Below are 20807 nucleotides of genomic sequence, written 5' to 3'. Positions count from 1 at the left end.
GTCGGGTCAGTCCTCGACGAAGACGCCCGCGAGCGTCTTCTTGCCTCGCCGCAACACGGCCACACCGCCCGGCAGGTCGCCGACGACGACGGCCGACTCGTCGTCGACCTTCGCACCGTTGATCGAGACGCCGCCCTGCGCGATGGCCCGACGGGCCTCCGACAGGCTGCCCACGAGCCCGGTGTCGACGAGCAGCTGCACGACCGAGGCACCGGCCGACGCCGTGGCGTGCGGAAGCTCCTGCAGAGCCGAGCGCAGCGTGGCAGCGTCGAGAGCGGTCAGGTCGCCCTGGCCGAACAGCGCATCGGATGCCGCGATGACCTTGGCCGTCGCATCCACTCCGTGCACCGTCGCGGTGACCTCGAACGCCAGACGCTTCTGCGCGGCACGGCGGAACGGCTCGTCGGCGACGAGGCGCTCGTACTCGGCGATCTCAGCGCTGCTGAGGAAGGTGAACACCTTCAGGCGCTCGACGACATCGGCATCCGCGGTCGAGAGCCAGAACTGGTAGAACGCGTACGGGCTCGTAAGCTCGGCGTCGATCCAGATGGCGTTGCCCTCGCTCTTGCCGAACTTCGTGCCGTCGCTGTTGGTGATCAGCGGCGTGCCGAACGCGTGCACCGAGGTGCCCTCGACGCGGTGGATGAGGTCGGTGCCGCTGGTGAGGTTTCCCCATTGGTCCGATCCACCCGTCTGCAGCGTGCAGCCGTACTGGCGGTAGAGCTCGAGGAAGTCGAGACCCTGCAGGATCTGGTAGCTGAACTCGGTGTAGCTGATGCCGGCATCCGAGTTCAGACGGGCGGCGACGGCATCCTTCTTCAGCATCGTGCCGACGCGGTAGTGCTTGCCGATCTCGCGCAGGAAGTCGATGGCCGACAGCGGCGCCGTCCAGTCGAGGTTGTTGACCATGCGGGCGGCGTTCTCGCCCTCGAAGCTGAGGTACTTCTCGATCTGACCGCGCAGACGGTCGACCCACTCGGCGACGGTCTCGCGCGAGTTGAGCGTGCGCTCGGCGGTCGGGCGCGGGTCGCCGATGAGGCCCGTCGAGCCGCCGACGAGACCGAGGGGCTTGTGACCGGCCAGCTGCAGACGGCGGAGCGTGAGCAGCTGCACGAGGTGACCGAGGTGCAGGGATGCCGCCGTCGGGTCGAAGCCGCAGTAATACGTGATCGGGTCTCCGCCGAGCGCCTCTCGCAGCGCTTCCTGGTCGGTGGACACATGCACGAGACCGCGCCACACCAACTCGTCCCACACGTTCTCGAACGCGGGATCGAGCGCCACGGGGGCGGTCGTCAGGGCTTCATCAGACACGCGCTTCAGGTTATCAGCGGCGCACGGCGCGACCCGCCTCGACGGCGCTCAGGCGGCGGTGCCCCACCAGATGAGGAAGGCCGCGCCGAGGGCGACGACCCAGCTGACGAGGCTTCCGACGAGGAAGTACTCGGCGCGGTCTCCTCCGTCGTGGTCGCGCGAGATCTCGGGGAAGCGGACGATGCCCTTCGCCGCGAGCACGGCGGCCAGCAGCGTGAACGCCCCGGTGAGGGTGAGCGCGAAGACGAGCACGCGCTCGAGGGGGCCGATGATGCGCCCGCCCTTCAGCTCGTTCGCCGCTTCGGCGGCCACGACACCGCCCCGCAGCGACGCCCGCACGATGACGTTTCCCGACTCGACGAGGAACACCAACGCGCCCGCCAGCGCGATGGCGAGGTCGAAGCTCACGACGCCCAGCGGCGAGTCGATCGGCCAGATCCTCTCGAGCGGCCCCTGGCCATCGCGCACCCCGATGAGGGCGACCGCCACGGCCACGACGACCGCCAGGAGCGCCGCGGGCCACAGTCCCCACCGGGTGGGCTCGCGCGTCGAGGTGACCGCCGCCCATCCGGCTGCGACCGCGACGGCCGCGAACCACCAGGCCGCGGCGCCCGCCCAGGCGGCGAGGGGCAGCAGCGCGGCGCCGAGAACCACGAGCACGATCCCGAGCTTCGCGCCCGACAGCCGCTTGCGGGCGAGGTCGAGCGCGCCGACACCGAGGAGGATGAGCCCCGCGCCGATCACGACGAGCGCTCCGTCAGCGCCGCGTAGCCGGCGACGACCGCGGGGGCTCCCGACGAGGCGAGCAGTTGCGACACCGCCGACTGCGTGATGCCCTCCTCCTTCGCGAGGGCGCCCTGGGTGCGTCCGAGGCAGCGGCCGTAGGTCAGGCGCCGGGCGCGCTCCGACATGCCCCCGACGATCTCGTCGCGGGCGAGCGCGTAGGCGTTGGCGAAGCGGATTCGGTCGGCCATGGCGACATCCTCGTCCTCCCCTCCGACAATGCGGGTGCGGGCGCGCGGAACCGCGCGGTCCTGCATCGCGTGCACCTGTTCGATCGCCTCTCGCGCGCGCCACCAGCCCGGCCCGTCGGAGATGTCCGCACTCTCGGATGCGACCGACCCCACGTCGCCGATGCCCAGCCCGAAGCGCAGCGACGCCTCATCGGGCAGGACCAGCTGGAGAAGCAGAAGCCAGGCCAGCGCGTCATCGAGCTCGTCGAAGACCGCCTGGAACTCGTCGGCGAACGTGGCACGCATCGGCGAAGCGGCGACGGGGAGCGCGCGATCGATCTCGGCCATCGCGGCTTCGATCCGCGTCTGGGTGCTGCTGCGATCCACGAGCAGGCGGGAACCGACGATGTCGGCGATCACGGCGATCGACATGTCGATCAGGTTATCACTTATATTTCAGAGATATAAGTCATTCGCTCATGTTCGAGGGATATCAGTCCGAGGCTGATATCAGAGCTGCCACACCCGCACGGCCTGCTGAGCGCGAGCGATCAATGCAGCACGCTGCTCGTCGACCCGCACCGGAGCGGTTCCGCCGATACCGTCACGGCTCGCGACAGATCCCTCGGGCGAGAGAACCTCTCGAACCTCCGGAGCCAGGTGCTGTGACACCGAGGCGAGGTGGTCGTCGGTCGCCTCGTGGAGTTCGATGCCCCGCTCCTCGCAGAGCCGCACGAGCGAGCCCGAGATCTCGTGCGCCTCGCGGAACGGCACACCGCGCTTGACGAGCCACTCGGCGACATCGGTCGCGAGCGAGAACCCCTGCGGCGCGAGCTCGGCCATCCGGTCGACGTCGAAGCGAAGCGTCGCGACCATGCCGGCGAATGCGGGCAGGACGACCTCGAGCGTCTCGATCGAGTCGAAGACCGGCTCCTTGTCCTCCTGCAGGTCGCGGTTGTACGCGAGCGGCAGCGCCTTGAGGGTCGCGAGCAGACCCGAGAGGTTGCCGATCACGCGGCCGGCCTTGCCCCGGGCGAGCTCGGCGATGTCGGGGTTCTTCTTCTGCGGCATGATGCTCGACCCCGTCGAGTAGCCGTCGTCGAGCGTGACGAAGCCGAACTCGCGGGTGTTCCAGATGATGATGTCTTCGGCGAACCGCGAGATGTCGACACCGATCATGGCCGCGATGAAGGCGAACTCGGCCACGACGTCCCGCGACGACGTGCCGTCGATCGAGTTGTCGGCGGGCCGGTCGAGCCCGAGCTCCGTGGCCACGAGCTGCGGGTCGAGCCCGAGGGTCGCGCCGGCGAGCGCTCCCCCGCCGTAGGGCGAGACCCGGGCGCGCGCCGACCAGTCGCGCAGGCGCTCGAGGTCGCGCAGCAGCGGCCAGGCGTGGGCCTGCAGGTGGTGGGCGAGCAGCACCGGCTGCGCGTGCTGCAGGTGGGTGCGGCCGGGCATGATCGCGCGGGAGTGGGTCTCGGCCTGGCCGACGATGGCGTCGATCACCCGCAGGATGTCGCGGGCGACGACCTCGGCGTGATCGAGCAGGTACAGGCGCACGAGCGTGGCGATCTGGTCGTTGCGGCTGCGTCCGGCGCGCAGCTTGCCGCCGAGCTCCGGCCCGACGGTCGCGATGAGGGCGGCTTCGAGAGCGCCGTGCACGTCTTCGTCGCCGGGGGCAGGCTGCAGCGAGCCGTCGCGCACGGCGGCGAGCACCGAGTCGAGCCCCGCGTGCATGCGGCTCTCCTCGTCGGGCGTGAGATACCCGGCCGCGGCGAGCGCCTTTGCGTGAGCGTGCGATCCGGCGATGTCGTACCCCGCGAGCGCCCAGTCGAAATGCGTCGATCGGCTCAGGCGGGCCAGCTCGGGCGCGGGGCCCGAGGCGAAGCGGGCTCCCCAGAGAGCCCCGGAGTTCGTGCCGCCTGACGTGTCTGCGCTCATCGCTCCAGCCTATCGGGGCGGCATCGCCGCGCTCGGCGCGTCCGCGCGACCGCGGACCGTTACCCGGGCGAGCGCGTCGATCCCGGCCTCGAGGGGACCGCGTCCCACGAGGAGCGCCCAGACGGTGCACCCGAGGATGATGCCGAGGGTCATCGGCCAGAACGGCTCAAGGGCCCGGTATGCATCGAGTTCGAACACGCCGGGCTCGGCGGCAGGCCGGGTGAGCGCCCACACGACGATCTGCGCCGAGTAGGCGGTGAGCGGCATCGAGCCGACCGCCCGCAGTGGCAACGCGATCCATGTGAGAGGCGTGCGACACACGAGGACGCACACGCCGATGACGAGGAGGGCGAAGCCGCCGGATCCGATGACCTCGAACAGCCCGGATGAGTGGGCTTCCCCGGTCCACGGTGTCTCACCGAAGACCTCGGAGCGTCCCCACACGATGTCGAGGGCGGCGCCGACCGCCGTCAGGGCGAGCCCGGCGAGCGCGAGGAGCCACGGCGTCGCGCGCGAGCGCAGGTCGAGGCGCGCCGCCCCCATGCCCGCGAGGACGAACGCCATCCAGGTCAGGAACGGGTAGTGCCACCCGACGGCGTTCGAGACGTCGACGCCCTCGGGTGTCGACCAGAACGACAGGCCGTCGATCGCCGCTTGCGGGAACGGCGCGACGAGCCCGACGACCGCGGCGGCGATGAGCAACGTGCGCGCCCGCAGCGGCAGGACGGCGGCGGCGATCACGAACAGCAGCGCGTAGGCGGGAAGGATGACGTACACCGGCACCGCGAGGAACAGCAGCAGCACGCCGATCACCCATATCGCCCCGGCGCGCACGAGCAGGCGCAGACGAGCCGTCTCGAGTCGTGGGCCGCGCAGCGGAACCGGGCCGCCGCTGACGAGCCCGATCGAGACACCCGCGAGCGTCGCGAACAGGATGGACGACCGCCCGTGGACGATCCCCTCGTACGAGGAGGGGATCGTCCAGTCGAAGTCGGGGATGGCGAGCAGGTGCGCCGCGAGCATGCCGATCACGGCGAGCCCGCGAGCGAGGTCGATACCGTCGATGCGCGAGGGCGCGAACAGCGAGCGGCGCCGCAGCATCTCGCTCATCCCCGGCACCGGCCGCTCCTCACCGTGCCGTGGTCACTGCTGACGCAGCAGCCAGACCAGCAGCGCCTTCTGCGCGTGCAGGCGGTTCTCGGCCTCGTCCCAGACGACGCTGTGCGAACCGTCGATGACGTCGGCGTCGACCTCGTAGCCCCGGTCGGCGGGCAGGCAGTGCATGAAGATCGCGCCGTCGGCGGCAGCATCCATCGTCTGCTGCGTCACCTTGTACGCACCCAGATCGCGGATGCGTGCGATCTTCTCCTCTTCCTTGCCCATCGACACCCAGGTGTCGGTCACGATGACGTCGGCGCCGGATGCCGCTTCGAGCGGGTCGACGAGGATCGTGACCGATCCGCCCGTCTGGGCCGCGATGCGCTGCGCGTCGGCCACGACGTCTTCACGGGGACCGTAGCCCTCGGGCGAGGCGACACGGACGTGCATGCCCGCGGTCACGCCGGCGAGCACGTACGAGTGGCCCATGTTCGACTGCCCGTCGCCGAAGAACGACAGGGTGAGCCCGGCGAGGTCGCCCTTGTGCTCACGGATGGTCAGCAGGTCGGCGAGCAGCTGGCAGGGGTGGAAGTCGTCGCTCAGCGCGTTGACGACCGGCACGCGGGTGCCGCGAGCCATCTCCTCGAGACCCGCCTGCGCGTACGTGCGCCAGACGATCGCGGCGACCTGCCGCTCGAGCACGCGTGCGGTGTCGGAGGGGGTCTCCTTGCCGCCGAGCTGGCTGTTGGCCGTGGAGATGATCAGCGGCGAGCCACCGAGGTCGGCGATGCCGACGGCGAACGAGACGCGCGTGCGGGTCGACGACTTGTCGAAGATGACCGCAACGGTCTGCGGGCCCTCGAGGGGCTTGAGCTTCCAGCGGTCCTTCTTCAGCGACAGCGCGAGGTCGAGGACCTCGGCCTGCTCGGCCGGGCTCAGGTCGTCGTCGCGGAGCAGGTGGCGGGTCATGCGGATTCCTCCGTGGTCGTGGTCTCGAGAAGCAGGGCCGACTCGACGGTGCGCAGCGCGGCGGTGAACAGCTCGGCGAACTCGTCGATCTCGACGTCGCCGATGGTGAGCGGCGGAGCGATCCGCACGGTGCGGTCGTTCGCCGCATTGACGATCAGGCCGTGCTCCTGCGCCGCCGCGACGACGGCGCCGGCGACCGGATGCCGCAGCCCGACGCCCAGCAGCAGGCCCTGGCCGCGCACGCCCTCGATGAGCGACGATTCGATCGTCTCGAGCACCTGGCGCAGGCGTGCGCCGTGGGTCGCTGCGGCGTCGACGAGCCCGCCGTTCTCGATCTCGCCGAGGACGGCCGAGGCGACGGCGGTGCCCAGCGGGTTGCCACCGAAGGTCGAGCCGTGCGTGCCCGGGTAGAACAGGTCGCTCGCACTCGCGAAGGTGATGAGAGCGCCGATCGGGAACCCGCCGCCGATGCCCTTGGCGACCGTGATCGCGTCGGGCTCGATACCGGCGTGCTGGAATGCGAACCATGCGCCGGTGCGTCCGGCGCCGGTCTGGATCTCGTCGATGATCAGCAGCGCACCGTGACGCTTCGTGATCTCACGCGCCGCCGCGAGGTAGCCCTCGGGCAGCGGGATGACCCCGGCCTCGCCCTTGATGGGCTCGACGAACAGCGCCGCGACACGATCGTCCATCGCGGCTTCGAGGGCCTCGACCGTCGAGTCGATGCTCTCGACACCGGGGACCATCGGCTCGAACGGTTGCTGCATCTGCGGCTTGCCGGTCAGGGCGAGGGTGCCCATCGTGCGGCCGTGGAACGCGTCCTTCAGCGCGAGGATGCGGGGGCGCTCGGCGCCGCCGTGCAGTCGCGCGAGCTTGAACGCCGCCTCGTTCGCCTCGGCGCCGGAGTTGCCGAAGTAGACGCGTCCGGCGTCGCCGGTGCCCGCGAGACGCTTCAGCTGCGCGGCGAGGGCGAGCTGCGGCGGTGTCGCGAAGTAGTTCGAGACGTGCGAGAGCGTCGCCGCCTGCCGCGAGACCGCCTCGACGAACACCGGGTGAGCGTGTCCGAGCGAGTTGACCGCGATGCCCGCGAGGAAGTCGAGGTAGCGCTTGCCGTCGACATCCCACACGTACGCTCCTTCGCCGCGCTCGAGCAGCGCGAGGCGCGCACCGGCGCTGCGGACGAGGTCGCGATCGACATCGTCCGCCCATGTGGGCGTTGTCTGCTGGATCGTCGGGTTCGTCATCCCGCCACCACTTCCGTACCGATTCCCTGTGCTGTGAAGACTTCGACCAGCACCGAGTGGGGCTGGCGTCCGTCGATGATCGCCGCGGTGTCCACTCCCCCGTCGACCGCGTCGAGGCATGCCTGCATCTTCGGGATCATCCCCGACTCGAGCTTCGGCAGCATCGCGCGCAGGTCGGTCGCCGTCAGGTGCGAGACGAGCGAGTCGCGGTTGGGCCAGTCGGCGTAGAGGCCCGGCACGTCGGTGAGGACGACGAGCTTCGTCGCGCCGAGCGCCGTCGCGAGCGCCGCGGCCGCGGCATCCGCGTTGACGTTGAGCGAGTGCCCGGGGTTGTCGAGGTCGGGCGCGATCGAGGAGATGACCGGGATGCGGCCGGCGTCGAGCTGGTCGTGCACCGGCTGCGGGTCGACCTCGACGACATCGCCGACGTGCCCGAGGTCGTGCTCGGTGCCGTCGATCACGACGCCGCGCCGGCGACCGCCGAACAGACCGGCATCCTCGCCCGACAGGCCCGTGGCGAACGGACCGTACGCGTTGATGCGGGCGACGAGCTGCGGGTTGATCTGCCCGGTCAGCACCATCCGGACGACGTCGATCGCCTCGGTGCTGGTGACCCGGTAGCCGCCCTTGAACTCGCTCTCGATCGAGAGCCGGTTGAGCATCTTCGAGATCTGCGGGCCACCGCCGTGCACGACGACGGGCTTCACGCCGACGAAGCGCAGGTAGGCGATGTCTTGCGCGAACGACTCCTGCAACTCCTCGGAAACCATCGCATTGCCGCCGTACTTGATGACGATGATCTGATCGCGGAAGCGCTGCAGCCACGGCAGCGACTCGATGAGGACGCCCGCTTTGGCCGCCGCCTCTTCGGGGGTCGTGTACTGGAGGTCGATGTCGTTCATGAGGAGTAAGCGCTGTTCTCGTGGACGTAGTCGTGCGTGAGATCGTTCGTGAGGATCGTCGCCGTCGCGTCGCCCGACTTCAGGTCGATGAGAATATGCGTCGCGCGGGGCGTCAGATCGACCTCCTCACGCGGGCGGTCGGGGCCGCCGGCCGTGCACACGCGCACGCCGTTGAACGAGACGTCGACGTCGTAGGGGTCGAAGGCCGCATTCGTCGTGCCGATCGCGGCGAGCACCCGGCCCCAGTTCGGGTCGTTGCCGAAGATCGCGGCCTTGAAGAGGTTGTTGCGGGCGACGGAGCGTCCGACGACGACGGCGTCGTCCTCGGATGCGGCACCGACGACCTCGATCGTGATGTCGTGACTCGCCCCCTCGGCGTCGCCCTGCAGCTGCTCGGCGAGGTCGTGGCAGACCTCGGCGAGCGCGGCGGCGAAGTCGGCGGCATCCGGCGTCACGCCCGACGCGCCGCTGACCATGAGGGTCACCTGGTCGTTGGTCGACATGCACCCGTCGGAATCGAGCCGGTCGAAACTCGTTCGGGTGGCCGAGCGCAACGCGGCATCCGCCTCCGCCGCGTCGAGGACGGCGTCGGTGGTGATCACGACGAGCATCGTCGCGAGGCCGGGCGCGAGCATCCCCGCGCCCTTCGCCATAGCCCCGATGATCCAGCCGCCGCGCGAGACGACGGCACGCTTGGGCCGGGAGTCGGTGGTCATGATCGCGAGCGAGGCGTCCTCGCCGCCCTCGGGGCTGAGCGAGCCGATCGCCACCGTGGTGCCCTCGAGCACCTTGGCGCGGAACACCTCGTCGCCCGTTCCGATGAGACCGGTCGAGCACACGAGCACGTCGCCGGCGCCGACATCCAGCAGCTCGCCCGCCTTCTCGGCGGTCTGGTGCGTCGTCTGGAAGCCGAAGCTGCCCGTGAAGCAGTTCGCTCCGCCGGAGTTGAGGACGACGGCTTCGACGACACCGTCGGCGATCGCCTGCTGCGACCACAGGATCGGGTTCGCCTTGGCGCGGTTCGAGGTGAACACCGCGGCACCGACCTTGAGGGGGCCGCGGTTGACGACGACGGCGACGTCGGGCTTTCCGGTCGACTTCAGGCCCGCGGCGACACCGGCGGCTTCGAATCCCTGGGGGGCGGTGACGCTCACGGGGCGACTCCGTTCACGCTCAGGCCCGTGGTCTCGGCGAGACCGAGGGCGATGTTCATCGACTGGATGGCGGCACCCGCGGTGCCTTTGGCGAGGTTGTCGACCGCGGTCACGACGACCACGCGGCCCGCGGCCCGGTCGATCGCGAGACCCATGAGGGCGGTGTTCGCACCGGTGACGTCGGCTGTCCGAGGGAAGGAGCCTTCGGGCAGCAGCTGCACGAAGGGCTCGTCGGCGTAGGCGCTCTCCCACGCCTCGCGGATCTGAGCGTCCGAGACGCCATCCGCGATCGGAGCGGTCGAGGTGGCCAGGATGCCGCGCGACATCGGCACCAGGACGGGGGTGAACGAGATGCGGATGTCGCCTGCCGCGCCCGCTCCCCGCAGCGCCTGCCGGATCTCGGGGATGTGGCGGTGCGATCCGCCGATCGCGTAGGGGTTCGCCGACCCGAGGATCTCGGCGGCGAGGAGGTTCGTCTTCAGGCTCTTGCCCGCGCCCGACGGACCGACGGCCAGCACGCTCACGATGTCACCCGGGTCGATGACGCCGGCTGCGACACCCGGGGCGAGGCTCAGCGCCACGGTCGAGGCGTTGCACCCGGGAGCGGCGATGCGCGAGGCTCCGACGAGCTTGTCGCGCTGCTTGACGGTGTCGCTCGCGCCTCCGACGAGGAGCTCGGGCACACCGTAGGTCCAGGGCTCGTGGAAGTCGCCGCCGTAGAAGGCATCCCAGTCGTCCGACGACGTCAGCCGGTGGTCGGCGCCCGCGTCGATCACGAGGGCGGTGTCGGCGAGCGCCTCGGTGTACTGGCCGGACTGGCCGTGCGGGAGGGCCAGGAACACGATGTCGTGCCCCGCCAGCACCTCCGGCGTCGAGGGCTGGAGCGTGAGATGACGCAGCGAGCGGAGGTGCGGCTGGTGATCGATGAGCGGCTGACCGGCGTTGGAGTGCGCGGTGACGGTGCGGATCTCGACCTCGGGGTGAGCGGCGAGCAGGCGCAGGATCTCGCCTCCCGCGTATCCGGATGCGCCGGAGACGGCGACGGAGAGGGGCATGACTTCCACCTTATTGTCTGGGATGACGTCGCCTTCGCGGCGACGGGGACCGGCGGCGGCGACACCACGCGCTCGACCGCGGATGCGGGAGCGTGCAGGGTCGCCTAGCGTCGGCGGTCGCCCAGACGTCGGCGCGCGCGAAGCACCGTGATGGTGCGCTGCGAAGCCGAAGACATGCGCCGACAGTAGCGCTCGCGCGCCGCATCCGCCAAATCCCCCGTATCCGAGTGGAGTTGACCCCATGCAGTTTGCGGTGCAAAGTGGTTTGCATGAAGCACGATTCGATGGATGACGAGCAGCAGGCCGACCCGGCGGCGATGCTCGCTCTCATGCAGGACCAGCGTCGGCGCACCGCGCACTGGGTCAACCGCAACTACGCGGTGATGCTCATCACGTGGGCGGCGGCGTGGATCATCGGGTTCGGAGCGATCTGGAGCGCGGCGGTCGGCGGCGGGAACCCCTTCTTCCGCATTCCGACCACACCCGCGTGGATCGTCTTCGGCGTGGTGCTCATCACGGGCATCGTGGTCTCCGCCGTCGCCGGCATCCGCTCCGGTGCAGGCGTGCGGGGGCCCTCACGCCTTGCCGGCGCGATGTACGGCTGGGCGTGGACGCTGTCGATGTTCGGGGCCGGGCTCCTCATCGGCGCTGTGCAGCGCACCGGCGCGGATGCCACCGTGATGGCGGTGCTCTCCCCCGCGATCTTCGTCCTGCTCGTCGGTGTGCTCTACCTGGCGGGCGGGGCGCTGTGGCGCTCCCCCGTGCAGTACGCGCTCGGCATCGTCATGATCGCCACCGCGATCGTCGCCTCGTACGCGGGCACGCCGACCAACTACCTCGTGTACGCGACCGTCGGCCCGCTCGCGATGCTCGTCGTCGCGACCCTGATGCTACGCGGCGTCATTCCGGCGGAAGGCACCCGATGACCGAGCTCGACCCGGTCATCCACGCCCCGGCCCGCCTGCGCATCGTCACGGCGCTGAACGAGGCCCTCGCCGACGGCGACGAGGTGACGTTCCCCGTGCTGCAGAAACTGCTGGGGATGACCGCCGGCAACCTCACCACCCACCTCGCAAAGCTCGAGGCGGCGGGCTACGTCGAGACCGCGAAGGCGTTCGCCGGACGCAAGCCCGTGACCTACGTCGCCCTCACTCCCGCCGGGCGCGCGGCGTTCCGCACCTATCGCAGCCATCTGCTCGATCTCCTCGGAGGAGGATCATGACCGCCCTCATCAGCACCCGCGACCTCGTGAAGCGGTTCGGCGACGTCACCGCGCTGGCCGGAGTGACGCTCGACATCCACGCCGGCGAATGCGTCGGACTCCTCGGCCCGAACGGCGCGGGCAAGACCACGCTCCTGTCGCTCGTCGAGGGCCTGCGCACCCCGACCAGCGGCGAGGTGCGCCTGTTCGGCGGCGACCCGCGCGACGCGTCGTCGCGCGTGCGGCTCGGTTCGACTCCGCAGGCGACGGCGCTGCCGGACGCGCTCCGGGTGAGCGAGGTCCTCGATTTCGTCGCGTCGCACTTCCCGCATCCCGCGCCCCGCTCCCGCCTCGTCGACGAGTTCGACCTCGGCCCCCTGCTGCGTCAGCAGTGCGGCGGCCTGTCGGGCGGCCAGCAGCGGCGGGTCGCGGTCGCGCTGGCCTTCGCCGGTGACCCCGACCTCGTGCTGCTCGACGAGCCCACGACGGGTCTCGACGTCGACGCCCGGCGAGCGCTGTGGGATGCCGTCCGCGCCCGGCACGCCGCCGGGTGCGCCGTCGTGGTCACGAGCCACCACCTCGAGGAGATCGAACAGCTCGCACACCGCGTCGTCGTCATCGATGACGGCGTCGTCCGCACCGACGACACGCTCGCGGCCGTCGTGTCGAACGTCTCGCGACGCCGCGTCACCCTGCGCGGGGTCTCGGCCGACGACATCCGGCGCCTCGACCCCGAGGCATCCGTCACCACCACGGACGACGCCGTGACGGCCGTCGTCGGCGACTCCGACGCTCTCGTCCGCTCGCTCGTCGCCGCCGATCTGCCGTTCCGAGATCTGGCGGTGCGCGGAGCGACCCTCGAAGAGGCGTTCCTCACCCTGACCGCCACGTCCGCGCACACCGAGAAGGCCGCCTGATGTCCTCGCTCTCGCTCACCCTCACCGCGACCAAGTACAACCTCATCGAGACCGCACGGGTTCCGATCGCGGTCATCGGGTCCGTCGTCTTCCCCACCCTCGCGTTCTGCCTCTTCGTGCTGCCGCAGCGCGCGATCGTGGCCGACAGCACCGTCGCGACGGCCGCGGTCTGCTCGATGGTGGTGTTCGCCTTCATGTCGTCCGGGCTGTTCTCCGTGGGCCTCGAACTCGCCGAGCAGCGCTCGAAGCCGTGGACCCCCTACCTGCGCACGCTCCCCGGCAGCCCGATGGCCCGCATCGGCGCCCTGATCCTCGCGACCCTCGCGATCGCGACCGTGGCGATGCTGCCGCTGCTCATCGTCGGCGCGGTCTTCACGAGTGCGCGCCCCGAGCCGGTGAGACTGCTCGCGGCGATCGTCCTCGTCATCGCGACGGCGCTGCCGCCGATGCTCATCGGCGCGATCATCGGGATCACGACGGGCCCGAAGGCAGCCATCGCCGTCACGCAGGTCGCCCTGTTCCTGCTCGCCTTCGGCGGCGGCCTCTTCCTGCCTCCGGAGCTCTTCCCCTCCTGGCTCGACACCGCCTCGTCGGTCCTGCCGATCCGTCAGGCCCGCGAGATCGTCGTCGGGGTCGCGACGGGCACCGAGGTGCCGCTCTGGGCGATCCTCGGCATCATCGCGTGGACGGTCACGCTGGGAGCCCTCGTCGTGTGGCTGTACCGACGCGACGAGGGCCGCCGTTACCGCTGAGCCGACCGGGACTCGCGTCCGCCCCGGGGCCGCTCAGGTGGGGAACGACTTGATGCGCACGAGCAAGTTGGGGCCGGTCCGCTCGAGCGTGCGTCCGCCGACCAGAACCCCGACGACCGCGACGACGGCGCCGAAGAGGACACCGACCGCCAGCGCGATCCAGCCCCACATCGCATCTCCCGTCACCGCGTTGACGATCGCCGGCACGATGGCCGGCAGCGACAGCGCGATCACCGCGGCCCACACGACGAAGACCAGCAGGCCCACGATGGAGTTCTGACCCGGCGTGCTCTTGAACGGGCTGTCACCGGGCGCGGGCACCGGGGTCACGATGAGCGCCGACGACACAGCGCAGGCGCCGTACCCGGCGAGCAGCACGCCGAGGGCCGCGCCGAGCACGGCGGGAAGGTGCGCCGCGTCACCGGAGACGAGCGCGGTCGCGATCGCGATGACCACGATGAGCGGGATGCCGACGCAGGCGGCACCGAGCAGACGGCCCAGCCGGTCGGCGCGCCCGGAGATGCCCGTGGCGAGGGTGGTCCCGAAAGCGGTGCCGTCGAACGACACATCGGCGTAGCCCACCGCCGCCATGACGAGTGCGGCGAGCACCGGCGAGATGAGGAACATGAAGCCGTCGGTTCCGCCCGTGAAGGCGAACAGCACCGGGAACAGCGGGATGACGATGAGCTGCCGCAGGTACCGGGGATCGCGCAGCCATCCCGAGAGGGATCGCGCCCACGTCGCGCCGACGCCACCGGTCGGCATGACGCCGAACAGGCCGAGCTTGCCGGCGGCGACGGCTCGGGTCGCGCGCTGGCGCGGCGACGACACGGCCGTCTCGATGACGCGCTCCCATACGATCCACAGCACGACGAGGGTCACGAGGGCGATCGCGGTGCTGGCGAGCGCCGGAAGCCATTGGCCTGCCGCGACGCTCGGCGCGACCGACCAGGCGGCACCCAGCGGTGTCCAGGCGAGGATGCCCGCCGCCTGCTGGATCCGCGCCCACAGGTCGCCGCCCGCCTGGTCGAGCAGAGCCATGATGCCGGTGAGGATGGGGCCGGTGAGGATGAGCACGACGAGCACGACAGTGCCGATGATCTCGCGTGAACGGCGACCGCCCATGCCACCGGACAGCTCGCCCATGAGGCGTGACGCCAGCACGCAGGTCAGGACGCCGAGCAGCACCGTCGGCACGGCGACGACCGCCGCGAGCGGCCAGCGCACCCACACGATGAGCGTGGCGAGGGCGGCTACGGTGGTGACGATTCCCGGGATGCCGGTGAGGCCGGTGCCCGCGAGAGCGAGCATGACCTGACGACGGGTCAGCGGGAACGGTGCGAGACGCACGGCGTCGACGGTGCTGTCGAGCCCGGCGATGAGGATCGGGCCGATGAGCCAGCCGAGGATCAGCGCCGAGCCGCCGAGGACGGCGACGACCGACGCGACCTCGAGATTCTCGAAGATCGACAGCGCGATGAGCGCGGCGACGAGCCCGCCGAGGATGCTGAGGCCCCAGAGCGATCCGAGGATGAAGCCAACGAGCTGCCAGGGTCGACGGGCGAGCGTGTTGCCGAGAACGCGGTAACGCAGCTTCAGGACTGTCGCAACCACTGCGGTCCCTCCGACTGGTGGCGTCCGCCGACGAGCGAGACGAAGCGGTCCTGCAGGCTCTCGCCGGCACGCACCTCGTCGATCGTGCCGGCCGCGAGCACCCGGCCTGCGGCGATGACGGCGACGTGGTCGCACATGCGCTGGACGAGATCCATCGAGTGGCTCGAGACGATCACCGAGCCGCCCGAGCTGGTGTAGCTGCGCAGAACGTCCTCGATGTTCGCGGCCGACACCGGGTCGACCGACTCGAAGGGCTCATCGAGAACGAGCAGGCGCGGGGCGTGCACGAGGGCGCACGCGAGCGCGACCTTCTTGGTCATACCCGCGGAGTAGTCCGCGACGATCGTCCCGGCTGCGCCGCGCAGGTCCATGAGGTCGAGCAGGTCCGACACGCGTGGTGCGATCTCGGGCCGGGGCAGCCCGAACATCATCGCGGTATAGGTGATGAGCTGCTCCCCCGTCAGCCGGTCGAAGAGCCGCACGCCGTCGGCGAGGTTGCCGATCGTACGCTTGGCGGCCACCGGGTCGCGCCAGACGTCGATCCCGTGGACGCGCGCGGTACCGGCATCCGGGCGCAGCAGTCCCGTGGCCATGGAGAGGCTCGTCGTCTTGCCCGCGCCGTTCGGCCCGACGAGACCGTAGAACGAGCCGGACGGGACGACGAGGTCGATGCCGTCGACGGCGACCTTCTCACCGAACCTCTTGACCAGGCCGAGCAGTTCGAGGGCGGGGGCGGCGCCGGCCGCCGGAGACGATGGGGTGACGCTGGCTGGGATCTCGCTCACGGCCCCGACACTATCGGCAAGCGGAGGGCGGTGTCAGACACGGATGCCAGAGTGAGGGGATGCTGCGCACTCTGGCCGTGTCGGGATACCGCTCGCTTCGCGACGTCGTCGTGCCGCTCGGCGACCTCACGGTCGTCACCGGCCCCAACGGCTCGGGCAAGTCGAACCTCTACCGGGCGCTGCGCCTGCTCGCCGCGGCGGCGCAGGGCGACATCGTCGGCGCACTCGCCCGGGAAGGCGGGCTGCCGTCGGTGCTCTGGGCCGGGCCCGAGAACGGCGGAGACCAAGGAACCGTGCGCCGAGGGCCGATCGCGGTGCAGCTCGGCTACGCCTCGGATGAGCTGGGGTACCTCATCGATCTGGGAATCCCGCAGGGCGACCAGAACAGCCCGTTCGCTCGCGACCCCGAGATCAAGCGCGAACAGGTGTTCGCCGGCGTCGTCGCCAAGCCCTCGACCCTGCTGATCGACCGCACGCGGCAGCTCACCCGCGTGCGCGATGACTCCTGGACGATGCTCGACCAGCAGCTCGCGCCGTACGAGAGCATCGTCACCGACCTCGCCGAGGGCGACACCGCCCCCGAGCTGTTGACGCTCCGGCGCGGGATGACCGCCTGGCGCTTCTACGACCACTTCCGCGTCGACCTCGACGCCCCCGCCCGACAGCCGCAGGTCGGCACCCGCAGTCACACCCTCGCGCACGACGGGGCGAATCTCGCTGCGACCTGGGCGACGATCGTCGAGGCCGGGCACGGCGATGCCCTCGCCCGCGCGGTCGACCAGGCGTTCCCGGGCAGCCGGGTGCGTGTCGTGACCTCCGACGGCCTGTTCCGCCTGACGATCGAGCAGCCCGGGCTGCTGCGTCCGCTCGATGCGGCCGAGCTCTCCGACGGCACGCTCCGCTACCTCCTGCTGTGCGCCGCGCTGCTGCCGGCACGACCCGCACCGCTCCTGGTGCTGAACGAGCCCGAGGCGAGCCTGCATCCCTCGCTGCTGGCGCCCCTCGCGTCGCTCGTGCGAACGGCATCCGAGCGCACACAGGTCATCACGGTGTCGCACGCCGACGCGCTCGTCGACGCTCTGCCCGAACCGTCCCGCGTCGAACTGCAACGGTCGAACGCCGAGACGACCGTCCGCGGTCAGGGTCTGCTCGACGTTCCGGCCTGGAACTGGGGTTCGCGCTGAGCCCCTCGCTGTCGGTCGGCCGGCCGAGACGACGAGTCGGGCGCAGTTCCGGACGCGCGACACGGTTGGAGCCGCGCGCGACGCCCGGAACTGCGCCCGATACGCAGGTCAGTCGCGGATGACGGCGCCGAAGCGCTCGGCCGCGACGGCGACGCCCGCGAGCTTGGCCTCGCTCGCCTCGGCCGCGGTCAGGGTGCGGTCATCGGCGCGGAAGCGCAGCGCGAAGGTCAGACTCTTCGAGCCTTCGAGAACGCCCGAGCCGCGGTAGTCGTCGACGAGTCGGAGCGATTCGAGAAGCGAGCCGGCTCCCTCCGACAGCGCCGAGGCAAGAGCACCCGCTGTCACGGAGTCGGGGACGACGAGCGAGACGTCCTGCGTGGCCGCGGGGTAGCCCGACAGCGACGCGACGACGACCCGCTCTCCCGCGCTCGCCAGAACCGCGTCGAGATCGACCTCGGCGACGAGGACCCGGCCCGACAGGTCGGCCGCGGCCGAGACCTCGGGATGCAGCTCCCCGGCGTAACCGACCTCGACACCGCCGACGGTGAGCGCGGCGGCGCGACCCGGATGCAGCGCGGCGCGCCGGGTCTGCGAGATCTCGATGTCGACGCCGGCGGCCGAGCCGATCGCTGCGACGGCGGCGAACACGTCGCTGAGATCGGCCGTGACGGCGGCCTGGCCCGGCTTCTTCGGCGACGCATTGCCGGCGACGAGCACCGCGACGTGACGCGGCTGCGGCGGGATCGACGCGTGGAGCTCCGCGAGTGTGGCGTCGTCGGGACGCACAGCGAGCGGCGGAACCGTCGCGGTGCCGTACTGCGTGCCGGGCTCGGGGAGGAAGACCGCGCCGACCTCGAAGAGGGCGAGATCCGTCAGGCCACGTGAGACGTTGCGGTGGGCGACCTGCAGCAGGCCCGGCACGAGCGAGCGGCGCAGGTAGGGGGCCTGCCCGTCGAGCGGGTTGGCGATCTTGACCGAGGGCAGTTCCTCGCCCGAGGCGGAGCCGTGCAGGTCGTTGCTGTCGCGCGTCGTGAACGGGAACGACGGGGTCTCGACGAAGCCCGCGGCCGCCAGTGCGTTCGACACGCGACGACGGCCCTTCTGGGCATCCGTCAGTCCGCGACCGGACGGTGCCGTTGGGAGGACCGAAGGAACGCGGTCGAGCCCGTGGATGCGCGCGACCTCTTCGGCCAGCGTCCACTTGTCGGTGAGGTCGGGACGCCACGACGGCGGAATGACCTCCCAACCGGCATCCGTGTCCGACACCTCTGCGCCGATCGTCTCGAGGGCTGCGACGACCTCGTCGTCGGTGTAGTCGATGCCGATGAGGCCTGCGACGAAGCCGCGCGGCAGGTCGATCGCCTCGAGGAACACCTCTCCGAACAGAGCGCCGCCGACCGGCTCGAGCGTGCCGCCGGCGAGCTCGACCATGAGGTCGGCGACGCGGCGGGCGGCCACGAAGGGCAGCAGCGGGTCGACACCGCGCTCGAAGCGCCGCGAGGCCTCGCTCGGCAGCTTGTGACGACGAGCGGTGCGGGCGATCGTGACGGTGTCGAAGATCGCGGCCTCGATCAGCACGTTGCGCGTCGCATCCGTCATCTCGGTCGTGCCGCCGCCCATGACGCCGGCGAGGCCGATGGGGCCCGACTCGTCGGTGATGAGAAGGTCTTCGCCGTCGAGCGTGCGTTCCTTGCCGTCGAGCGTCGTGAGCTTCTCCCCCGGCGTCGCGCGCCGCACCGTGATGCCGCCGCTGAGCTTGTCGAGGTCGTAGCCGTGGATCGGGTTGCCGAGCTCCACCATGACGTAGTTGGTGATGTCGATGAGGATGCCGAGCGAGCGGATGCCGGCGAGCGTGAGACGCGCGACCATCCACGGCGGCGTCGGCCGCGACGGGTCGACCCCCGAGACGACGCGCACCGCGAACTCGGTCGCACCGACGCGGCCGCGGATCGGCGCCCGGTCGTCGACCGCGACGTCGAAGCCCGTCGCGGGGTGCTCGAGCTCGTCGAACTCGCGCAGGCCGGGGTCGCGGAATGCCGCACCGGTCGCGTGCGAGTACTCGCGGGCGATGCCGCGCACCGACAGCGCGTAGCCGCGGTCGGGGGTGACGTTGACGTCGATGGCAGCGTCGTCGAGGCCGAGCAGCGCGATCGCGTCGGCACCGACCGGCGCATCCTCGTCGCTGTCGAGACCGAGCTCGGTCAGGCGCAGGATGCCCGAGTGCTCGTCGCCGAGGCCCAGCTCCTTCGCCGAGGCGATCATGCCGTCCGAGACGTGTCCGTACGTCTTGCGCGCCGCGATCGGGAACGGGCCGGGCAGCACGGCGCCGGGAAGGGTGACGACGACCTTGTCGCCCTCGAAGAAGTTCGAGGCGCCGCAGACTATGCCGCGGATGCCGCCGTTGGCCTCACCCACGTCTACCTGGCACCAGCGGATCGTCTTGCCGTTGGACTGCGGCTCGGGCTCGAACGAGACCACGCGGCCGACGACGATCGGACCGGTGAGGTCGAACCCGTGGACGTCCTCCTCTTCGAAGCCGACCGACACGAGCGCCGCGAGGATGTCCTCGGGCGCGGCATCCGCCGGCACATCGACGTACTCACGCAACCACGAGAGCGGAACGCGCATCAGACCACCATCCCGAACTGCTCGCTGAAACGCACATCACCCTCGGCCATGTCGCGCATGTCCTTCACGTCGGAGCGGAACATCAGCGTCCGCTCGATGCCCATGCCGAAGGCGAACCCGGAGTAGACCTCGGGGTCGATGCCTGCGGCGCGGAGCACATTGGGGTTCACCATGCCGCAGCCGCCCCACTCGATCCAGCGCGCACCGCCGGCGAAGGTCGGGTGCCACAGGTCGAGTTCGGCGCTCGGCTCGGTGAACGGGAAGTAGTTGGTGCGGAAACGGGTCTTGGCCTCGGGACCGAAGAGCTCGCGTGCCGCGTGGTCGAGGGTGCCCTTGAGGTGGGCCATCGTGATGCCCTTGTCGACGACGAGGCCCTCGAACTGCGTGAACACGGGCAGGTGGGTCGCGTCGTACTCGTCGGTGCGGAACACCCGGCCCGGCGAGAGGACGTAGATGGGGATGTCGCGCTCGAGCATGGACCGCATCTGCACGGGGCTCGTCTGCGTGCGCATGACGAGGTGACGCGCGACGGGATCCACGAAGAACGTGTCCTGCATCTGGCGGGCGGGGTGGTCGACGTCGAAGTTGAGCGAGTCGAAGTTGAACCACTCGTGCTCGAGCTCGGGACCCTCCGCGATCTCCCAGCCCATCCCGACGAAGAGATCGGCGACCTCCTCCTGCAGGAGCGAGATCGGATGCCGCGCCCCGACGCGTCCGCGCGGGGCGATGGCGGTGACATCGAGCGCCTCCGCCTCGAGCTTCGCGGCCGTCTCGGCGGCGGCGAGCTCGTCCTCGCGGGCAGCGAGCGCCTGGGTGACGCGACCGCGCGCCTGGCCAACGAGCTTGCCGAACTCGGCCTTCTTCTCGTTGGGCACCGACCGCAGCTGCGCGTTGAGTCGCGCAAGCGGCGACCCCTCGGCGGTGTGGGCGTTGCGGACGGACTTCAGCTCTGCGGTCGAGGTCGCGTCGGCGATGGCGGCGAGGGCCGCATCCACCGCCGCGGCGACCGCGTCAGGGGTGATCTCGGGTGCGTCGGACACGGGAGTCGAGTCTACCGGCGACGGGCCCCTCCGCTTTCGCGTGAGGGGCCCGTCGGGGT

At 70.7% G+C, this 20807-nt stretch carries 19 protein-coding genes; 5 read left to right on the top strand and 14 right to left on the bottom strand.

The features are described from left to right. Window positions 1–6 precede the first annotated feature (6 nt). The 10 genes from tyrS to argC all read right to left on the bottom strand — a co-directional run bounded on the left by tyrS (window position 7) and on the right by argC (window position 10627). Window positions 7–1311 carry a tyrosine--tRNA ligase gene (tyrS, locus tag C1N74_RS05380; protein WP_112613838.1) on the bottom strand — a complete coding sequence of 435 codons (1305 nt, stop codon included), beginning with the start codon at window positions 1309–1311 and terminating at the stop codon, window positions 7–9. A gap of 48 nt (window positions 1312–1359) precedes the next feature. Then, window positions 1360–2055 carry a hypothetical protein gene (locus tag C1N74_RS05375; RefSeq protein WP_137750127.1) on the bottom strand — a complete coding sequence of 232 codons (696 nt, stop codon included), beginning with the start codon at window positions 2053–2055 and terminating at the stop codon, window positions 1360–1362. Further along, on the bottom strand, window positions 2052–2696 hold the full coding sequence (locus tag C1N74_RS05370) for a SatD family protein (protein WP_036304624.1): 645 nt from the start codon (window positions 2694–2696) through the stop codon (window positions 2052–2054). Before C1N74_RS05370 ends, C1N74_RS05375 begins: the two co-directional genes overlap by 4 nt. A 78-nt stretch (window positions 2697–2774) precedes the next feature. After that, a complete protein-coding gene (gene argH, locus C1N74_RS05365) occupies window positions 2775–4205 on the bottom strand; it encodes an argininosuccinate lyase (protein WP_137750126.1) in 1431 nt (476 codons plus the stop codon). A gap of 9 nt (window positions 4206–4214) precedes the next feature. Continuing rightward, window positions 4215–5315, bottom strand: coding sequence for a heparan-alpha-glucosaminide N-acetyltransferase domain-containing protein (locus C1N74_RS05360; RefSeq protein ID WP_083990705.1), 1101 nt, complete (start codon window positions 5313–5315; stop codon window positions 4215–4217). Window positions 5316–5348: 33 nt separating this feature from the next. Continuing rightward, window positions 5349–6272 (bottom strand): ornithine carbamoyltransferase, encoded by a 924-nt coding sequence (argF, locus tag C1N74_RS05355; protein ID WP_064956902.1) that lies wholly within the window; start codon window positions 6270–6272, stop codon window positions 5349–5351. Then, on the bottom strand, window positions 6269–7516 hold the full coding sequence (locus tag C1N74_RS05350) for an acetylornithine transaminase (RefSeq protein WP_052007578.1): 1248 nt from the start codon (window positions 7514–7516) through the stop codon (window positions 6269–6271). Before C1N74_RS05350 ends, argF begins: the two co-directional genes overlap by 4 nt. Next, complete coding sequence (gene argB, locus C1N74_RS05345; RefSeq protein WP_023951709.1) at window positions 7513–8418, bottom strand: acetylglutamate kinase; 906 nt, start codon at window positions 8416–8418, stop codon at window positions 7513–7515. The genes C1N74_RS05350 and argB overlap by 4 nt, the downstream gene beginning before the upstream one ends. Next, window positions 8415–9572 (bottom strand): bifunctional glutamate N-acetyltransferase/amino-acid acetyltransferase ArgJ, encoded by a 1158-nt coding sequence (gene argJ, locus C1N74_RS05340; protein ID WP_137750125.1) that lies wholly within the window; start codon window positions 9570–9572, stop codon window positions 8415–8417. The genes argB and argJ overlap by 4 nt, the downstream gene beginning before the upstream one ends. Continuing rightward, window positions 9569–10627 carry an N-acetyl-gamma-glutamyl-phosphate reductase gene (argC, locus tag C1N74_RS05335; protein WP_064956904.1) on the bottom strand — a complete coding sequence of 353 codons (1059 nt, stop codon included), beginning with the start codon at window positions 10625–10627 and terminating at the stop codon, window positions 9569–9571. Before argC ends, argJ begins: the two co-directional genes overlap by 4 nt. A gap of 269 nt (window positions 10628–10896) precedes the next feature. On the opposite strand from argC, the gene C1N74_RS05330 reads away from it, so the two are divergent. The 4 genes from C1N74_RS05330 to C1N74_RS05315 are packed head-to-tail and all read left to right on the top strand — an operon-like array spanning window position 10897 to window position 13497. Next, complete coding sequence (locus tag C1N74_RS05330) at window positions 10897–11553, top strand: hypothetical protein (protein WP_137750124.1); 657 nt, start codon at window positions 10897–10899, stop codon at window positions 11551–11553. After that, window positions 11550–11849: a transcriptional regulator gene (locus C1N74_RS05325; protein ID WP_036304625.1), complete on the top strand. Its 300-nt coding sequence runs from the start codon at window positions 11550–11552 to the stop codon at window positions 11847–11849. Before C1N74_RS05330 ends, C1N74_RS05325 begins: the two co-directional genes overlap by 4 nt. Beyond that, window positions 11846–12745, top strand: a complete 900-nt coding sequence (locus C1N74_RS05320; RefSeq protein ID WP_137750123.1) for an ABC transporter ATP-binding protein — start codon at window positions 11846–11848, stop codon at window positions 12743–12745. Before C1N74_RS05325 ends, C1N74_RS05320 begins: the two co-directional genes overlap by 4 nt. Further along, window positions 12745–13497 (top strand): ABC transporter permease, encoded by a 753-nt coding sequence (locus C1N74_RS05315; RefSeq protein ID WP_137750122.1) that lies wholly within the window; start codon window positions 12745–12747, stop codon window positions 13495–13497. The genes C1N74_RS05320 and C1N74_RS05315 overlap by 1 nt, the downstream gene beginning before the upstream one ends. Before the next feature lie 33 nt (window positions 13498–13530). On the opposite strand, the gene C1N74_RS05310 is transcribed toward C1N74_RS05315, so the two are convergent. Next, entirely contained in the window at window positions 13531–15111 is a 1581-nt protein-coding gene (locus C1N74_RS05310; RefSeq protein WP_137750121.1) for a hypothetical protein, read from the bottom strand. Further along, window positions 15093–15896 (bottom strand): ABC transporter ATP-binding protein, encoded by an 804-nt coding sequence (locus tag C1N74_RS05305; RefSeq protein ID WP_023951719.1) that lies wholly within the window; start codon window positions 15894–15896, stop codon window positions 15093–15095. Before C1N74_RS05305 ends, C1N74_RS05310 begins: the two co-directional genes overlap by 19 nt. A gap of 59 nt (window positions 15897–15955) precedes the next feature. Here C1N74_RS05305 and C1N74_RS05300 point away from each other — a divergent pair, with 59 nt between their 5' ends. Continuing rightward, window positions 15956–17080: an AAA family ATPase gene (locus C1N74_RS05300; protein WP_137750120.1), complete on the top strand. Its 1125-nt coding sequence runs from the start codon at window positions 15956–15958 to the stop codon at window positions 17078–17080. Window positions 17081–17188: 108 nt separating this feature from the next. On the opposite strand, the gene pheT is transcribed toward C1N74_RS05300, so the two are convergent. Together pheT and pheS are read right to left on the bottom strand one after the other, a co-directional pair. Continuing rightward, complete coding sequence (gene pheT, locus C1N74_RS05295) at window positions 17189–19708, bottom strand: phenylalanine--tRNA ligase subunit beta (RefSeq protein WP_137750119.1); 2520 nt, start codon at window positions 19706–19708, stop codon at window positions 17189–17191. After that, window positions 19708–20748, bottom strand: a complete 1041-nt coding sequence (pheS, locus tag C1N74_RS05290) for a phenylalanine--tRNA ligase subunit alpha (RefSeq protein ID WP_023951725.1) — start codon at window positions 20746–20748, stop codon at window positions 19708–19710. The genes pheT and pheS overlap by 1 nt, the downstream gene beginning before the upstream one ends. Window positions 20749–20807 lie beyond the last annotated feature (59 nt).

This window comes from Microbacterium sp. SGAir0570 (genome assembly GCF_005491085.2).
GTDB lineage: Bacteria > Actinomycetota > Actinomycetes > Actinomycetales > Microbacteriaceae > Microbacterium > Microbacterium arborescens.
Note: the sequence above shows the minus strand (reverse complement) of the source record. Positions and strands in the feature narration are given on the sequence as shown.

What these genes read in the sequence shown, in the direction of transcription:
- C1N74_RS05360 (WP_083990705.1), bottom strand. Translation starts at nt 5,315, where the DNA reads ATGAGCGAGATGCTGCGGCGCCGCTCGCTGTTCGCGCCCTCGCGCATC.
- C1N74_RS05350 (WP_052007578.1), bottom strand. Translation starts at nt 7,516, where the DNA reads ATGACGAACCCGACGATCCAGCAGACAACGCCCACATGGGCGGACGAT.
- C1N74_RS05320 (WP_137750123.1), top strand. Translation starts at nt 11,846, where the DNA reads ATGACCGCCCTCATCAGCACCCGCGACCTCGTGAAGCGGTTCGGCGAC.
- C1N74_RS05315 (WP_137750122.1), top strand. Translation starts at nt 12,745, where the DNA reads ATGTCCTCGCTCTCGCTCACCCTCACCGCGACCAAGTACAACCTCATC.
- pheT (WP_137750119.1), bottom strand. Translation starts at nt 19,708, where the DNA reads ATGCGCGTTCCGCTCTCGTGGTTGCGTGAGTACGTCGATGTGCCGGCG.
- argC (WP_064956904.1), bottom strand. Translation starts at nt 10,627, where the DNA reads ATGCCCCTCTCCGTCGCCGTCTCCGGCGCATCCGGATACGCGGGAGGC.
- argH (WP_137750126.1), bottom strand. Translation starts at nt 4,205, where the DNA reads ATGAGCGCAGACACGTCAGGCGGCACGAACTCCGGGGCTCTCTGGGGA.
- argB (WP_023951709.1), bottom strand. Translation starts at nt 8,418, where the DNA reads ATGAACGACATCGACCTCCAGTACACGACCCCCGAAGAGGCGGCGGCC.
- argF (WP_064956902.1), bottom strand. Translation starts at nt 6,272, where the DNA reads ATGACCCGCCACCTGCTCCGCGACGACGACCTGAGCCCGGCCGAGCAG.
- C1N74_RS05325 (WP_036304625.1), top strand. Translation starts at nt 11,550, where the DNA reads ATGACCGAGCTCGACCCGGTCATCCACGCCCCGGCCCGCCTGCGCATC.
- C1N74_RS05370 (WP_036304624.1), bottom strand. Translation starts at nt 2,696, where the DNA reads ATGTCGATCGCCGTGATCGCCGACATCGTCGGTTCCCGCCTGCTCGTG.
- C1N74_RS05300 (WP_137750120.1), top strand. Translation starts at nt 15,956, where the DNA reads ATGCTGCGCACTCTGGCCGTGTCGGGATACCGCTCGCTTCGCGACGTC.
- C1N74_RS05330 (WP_137750124.1), top strand. Translation starts at nt 10,897, where the DNA reads ATGAAGCACGATTCGATGGATGACGAGCAGCAGGCCGACCCGGCGGCG.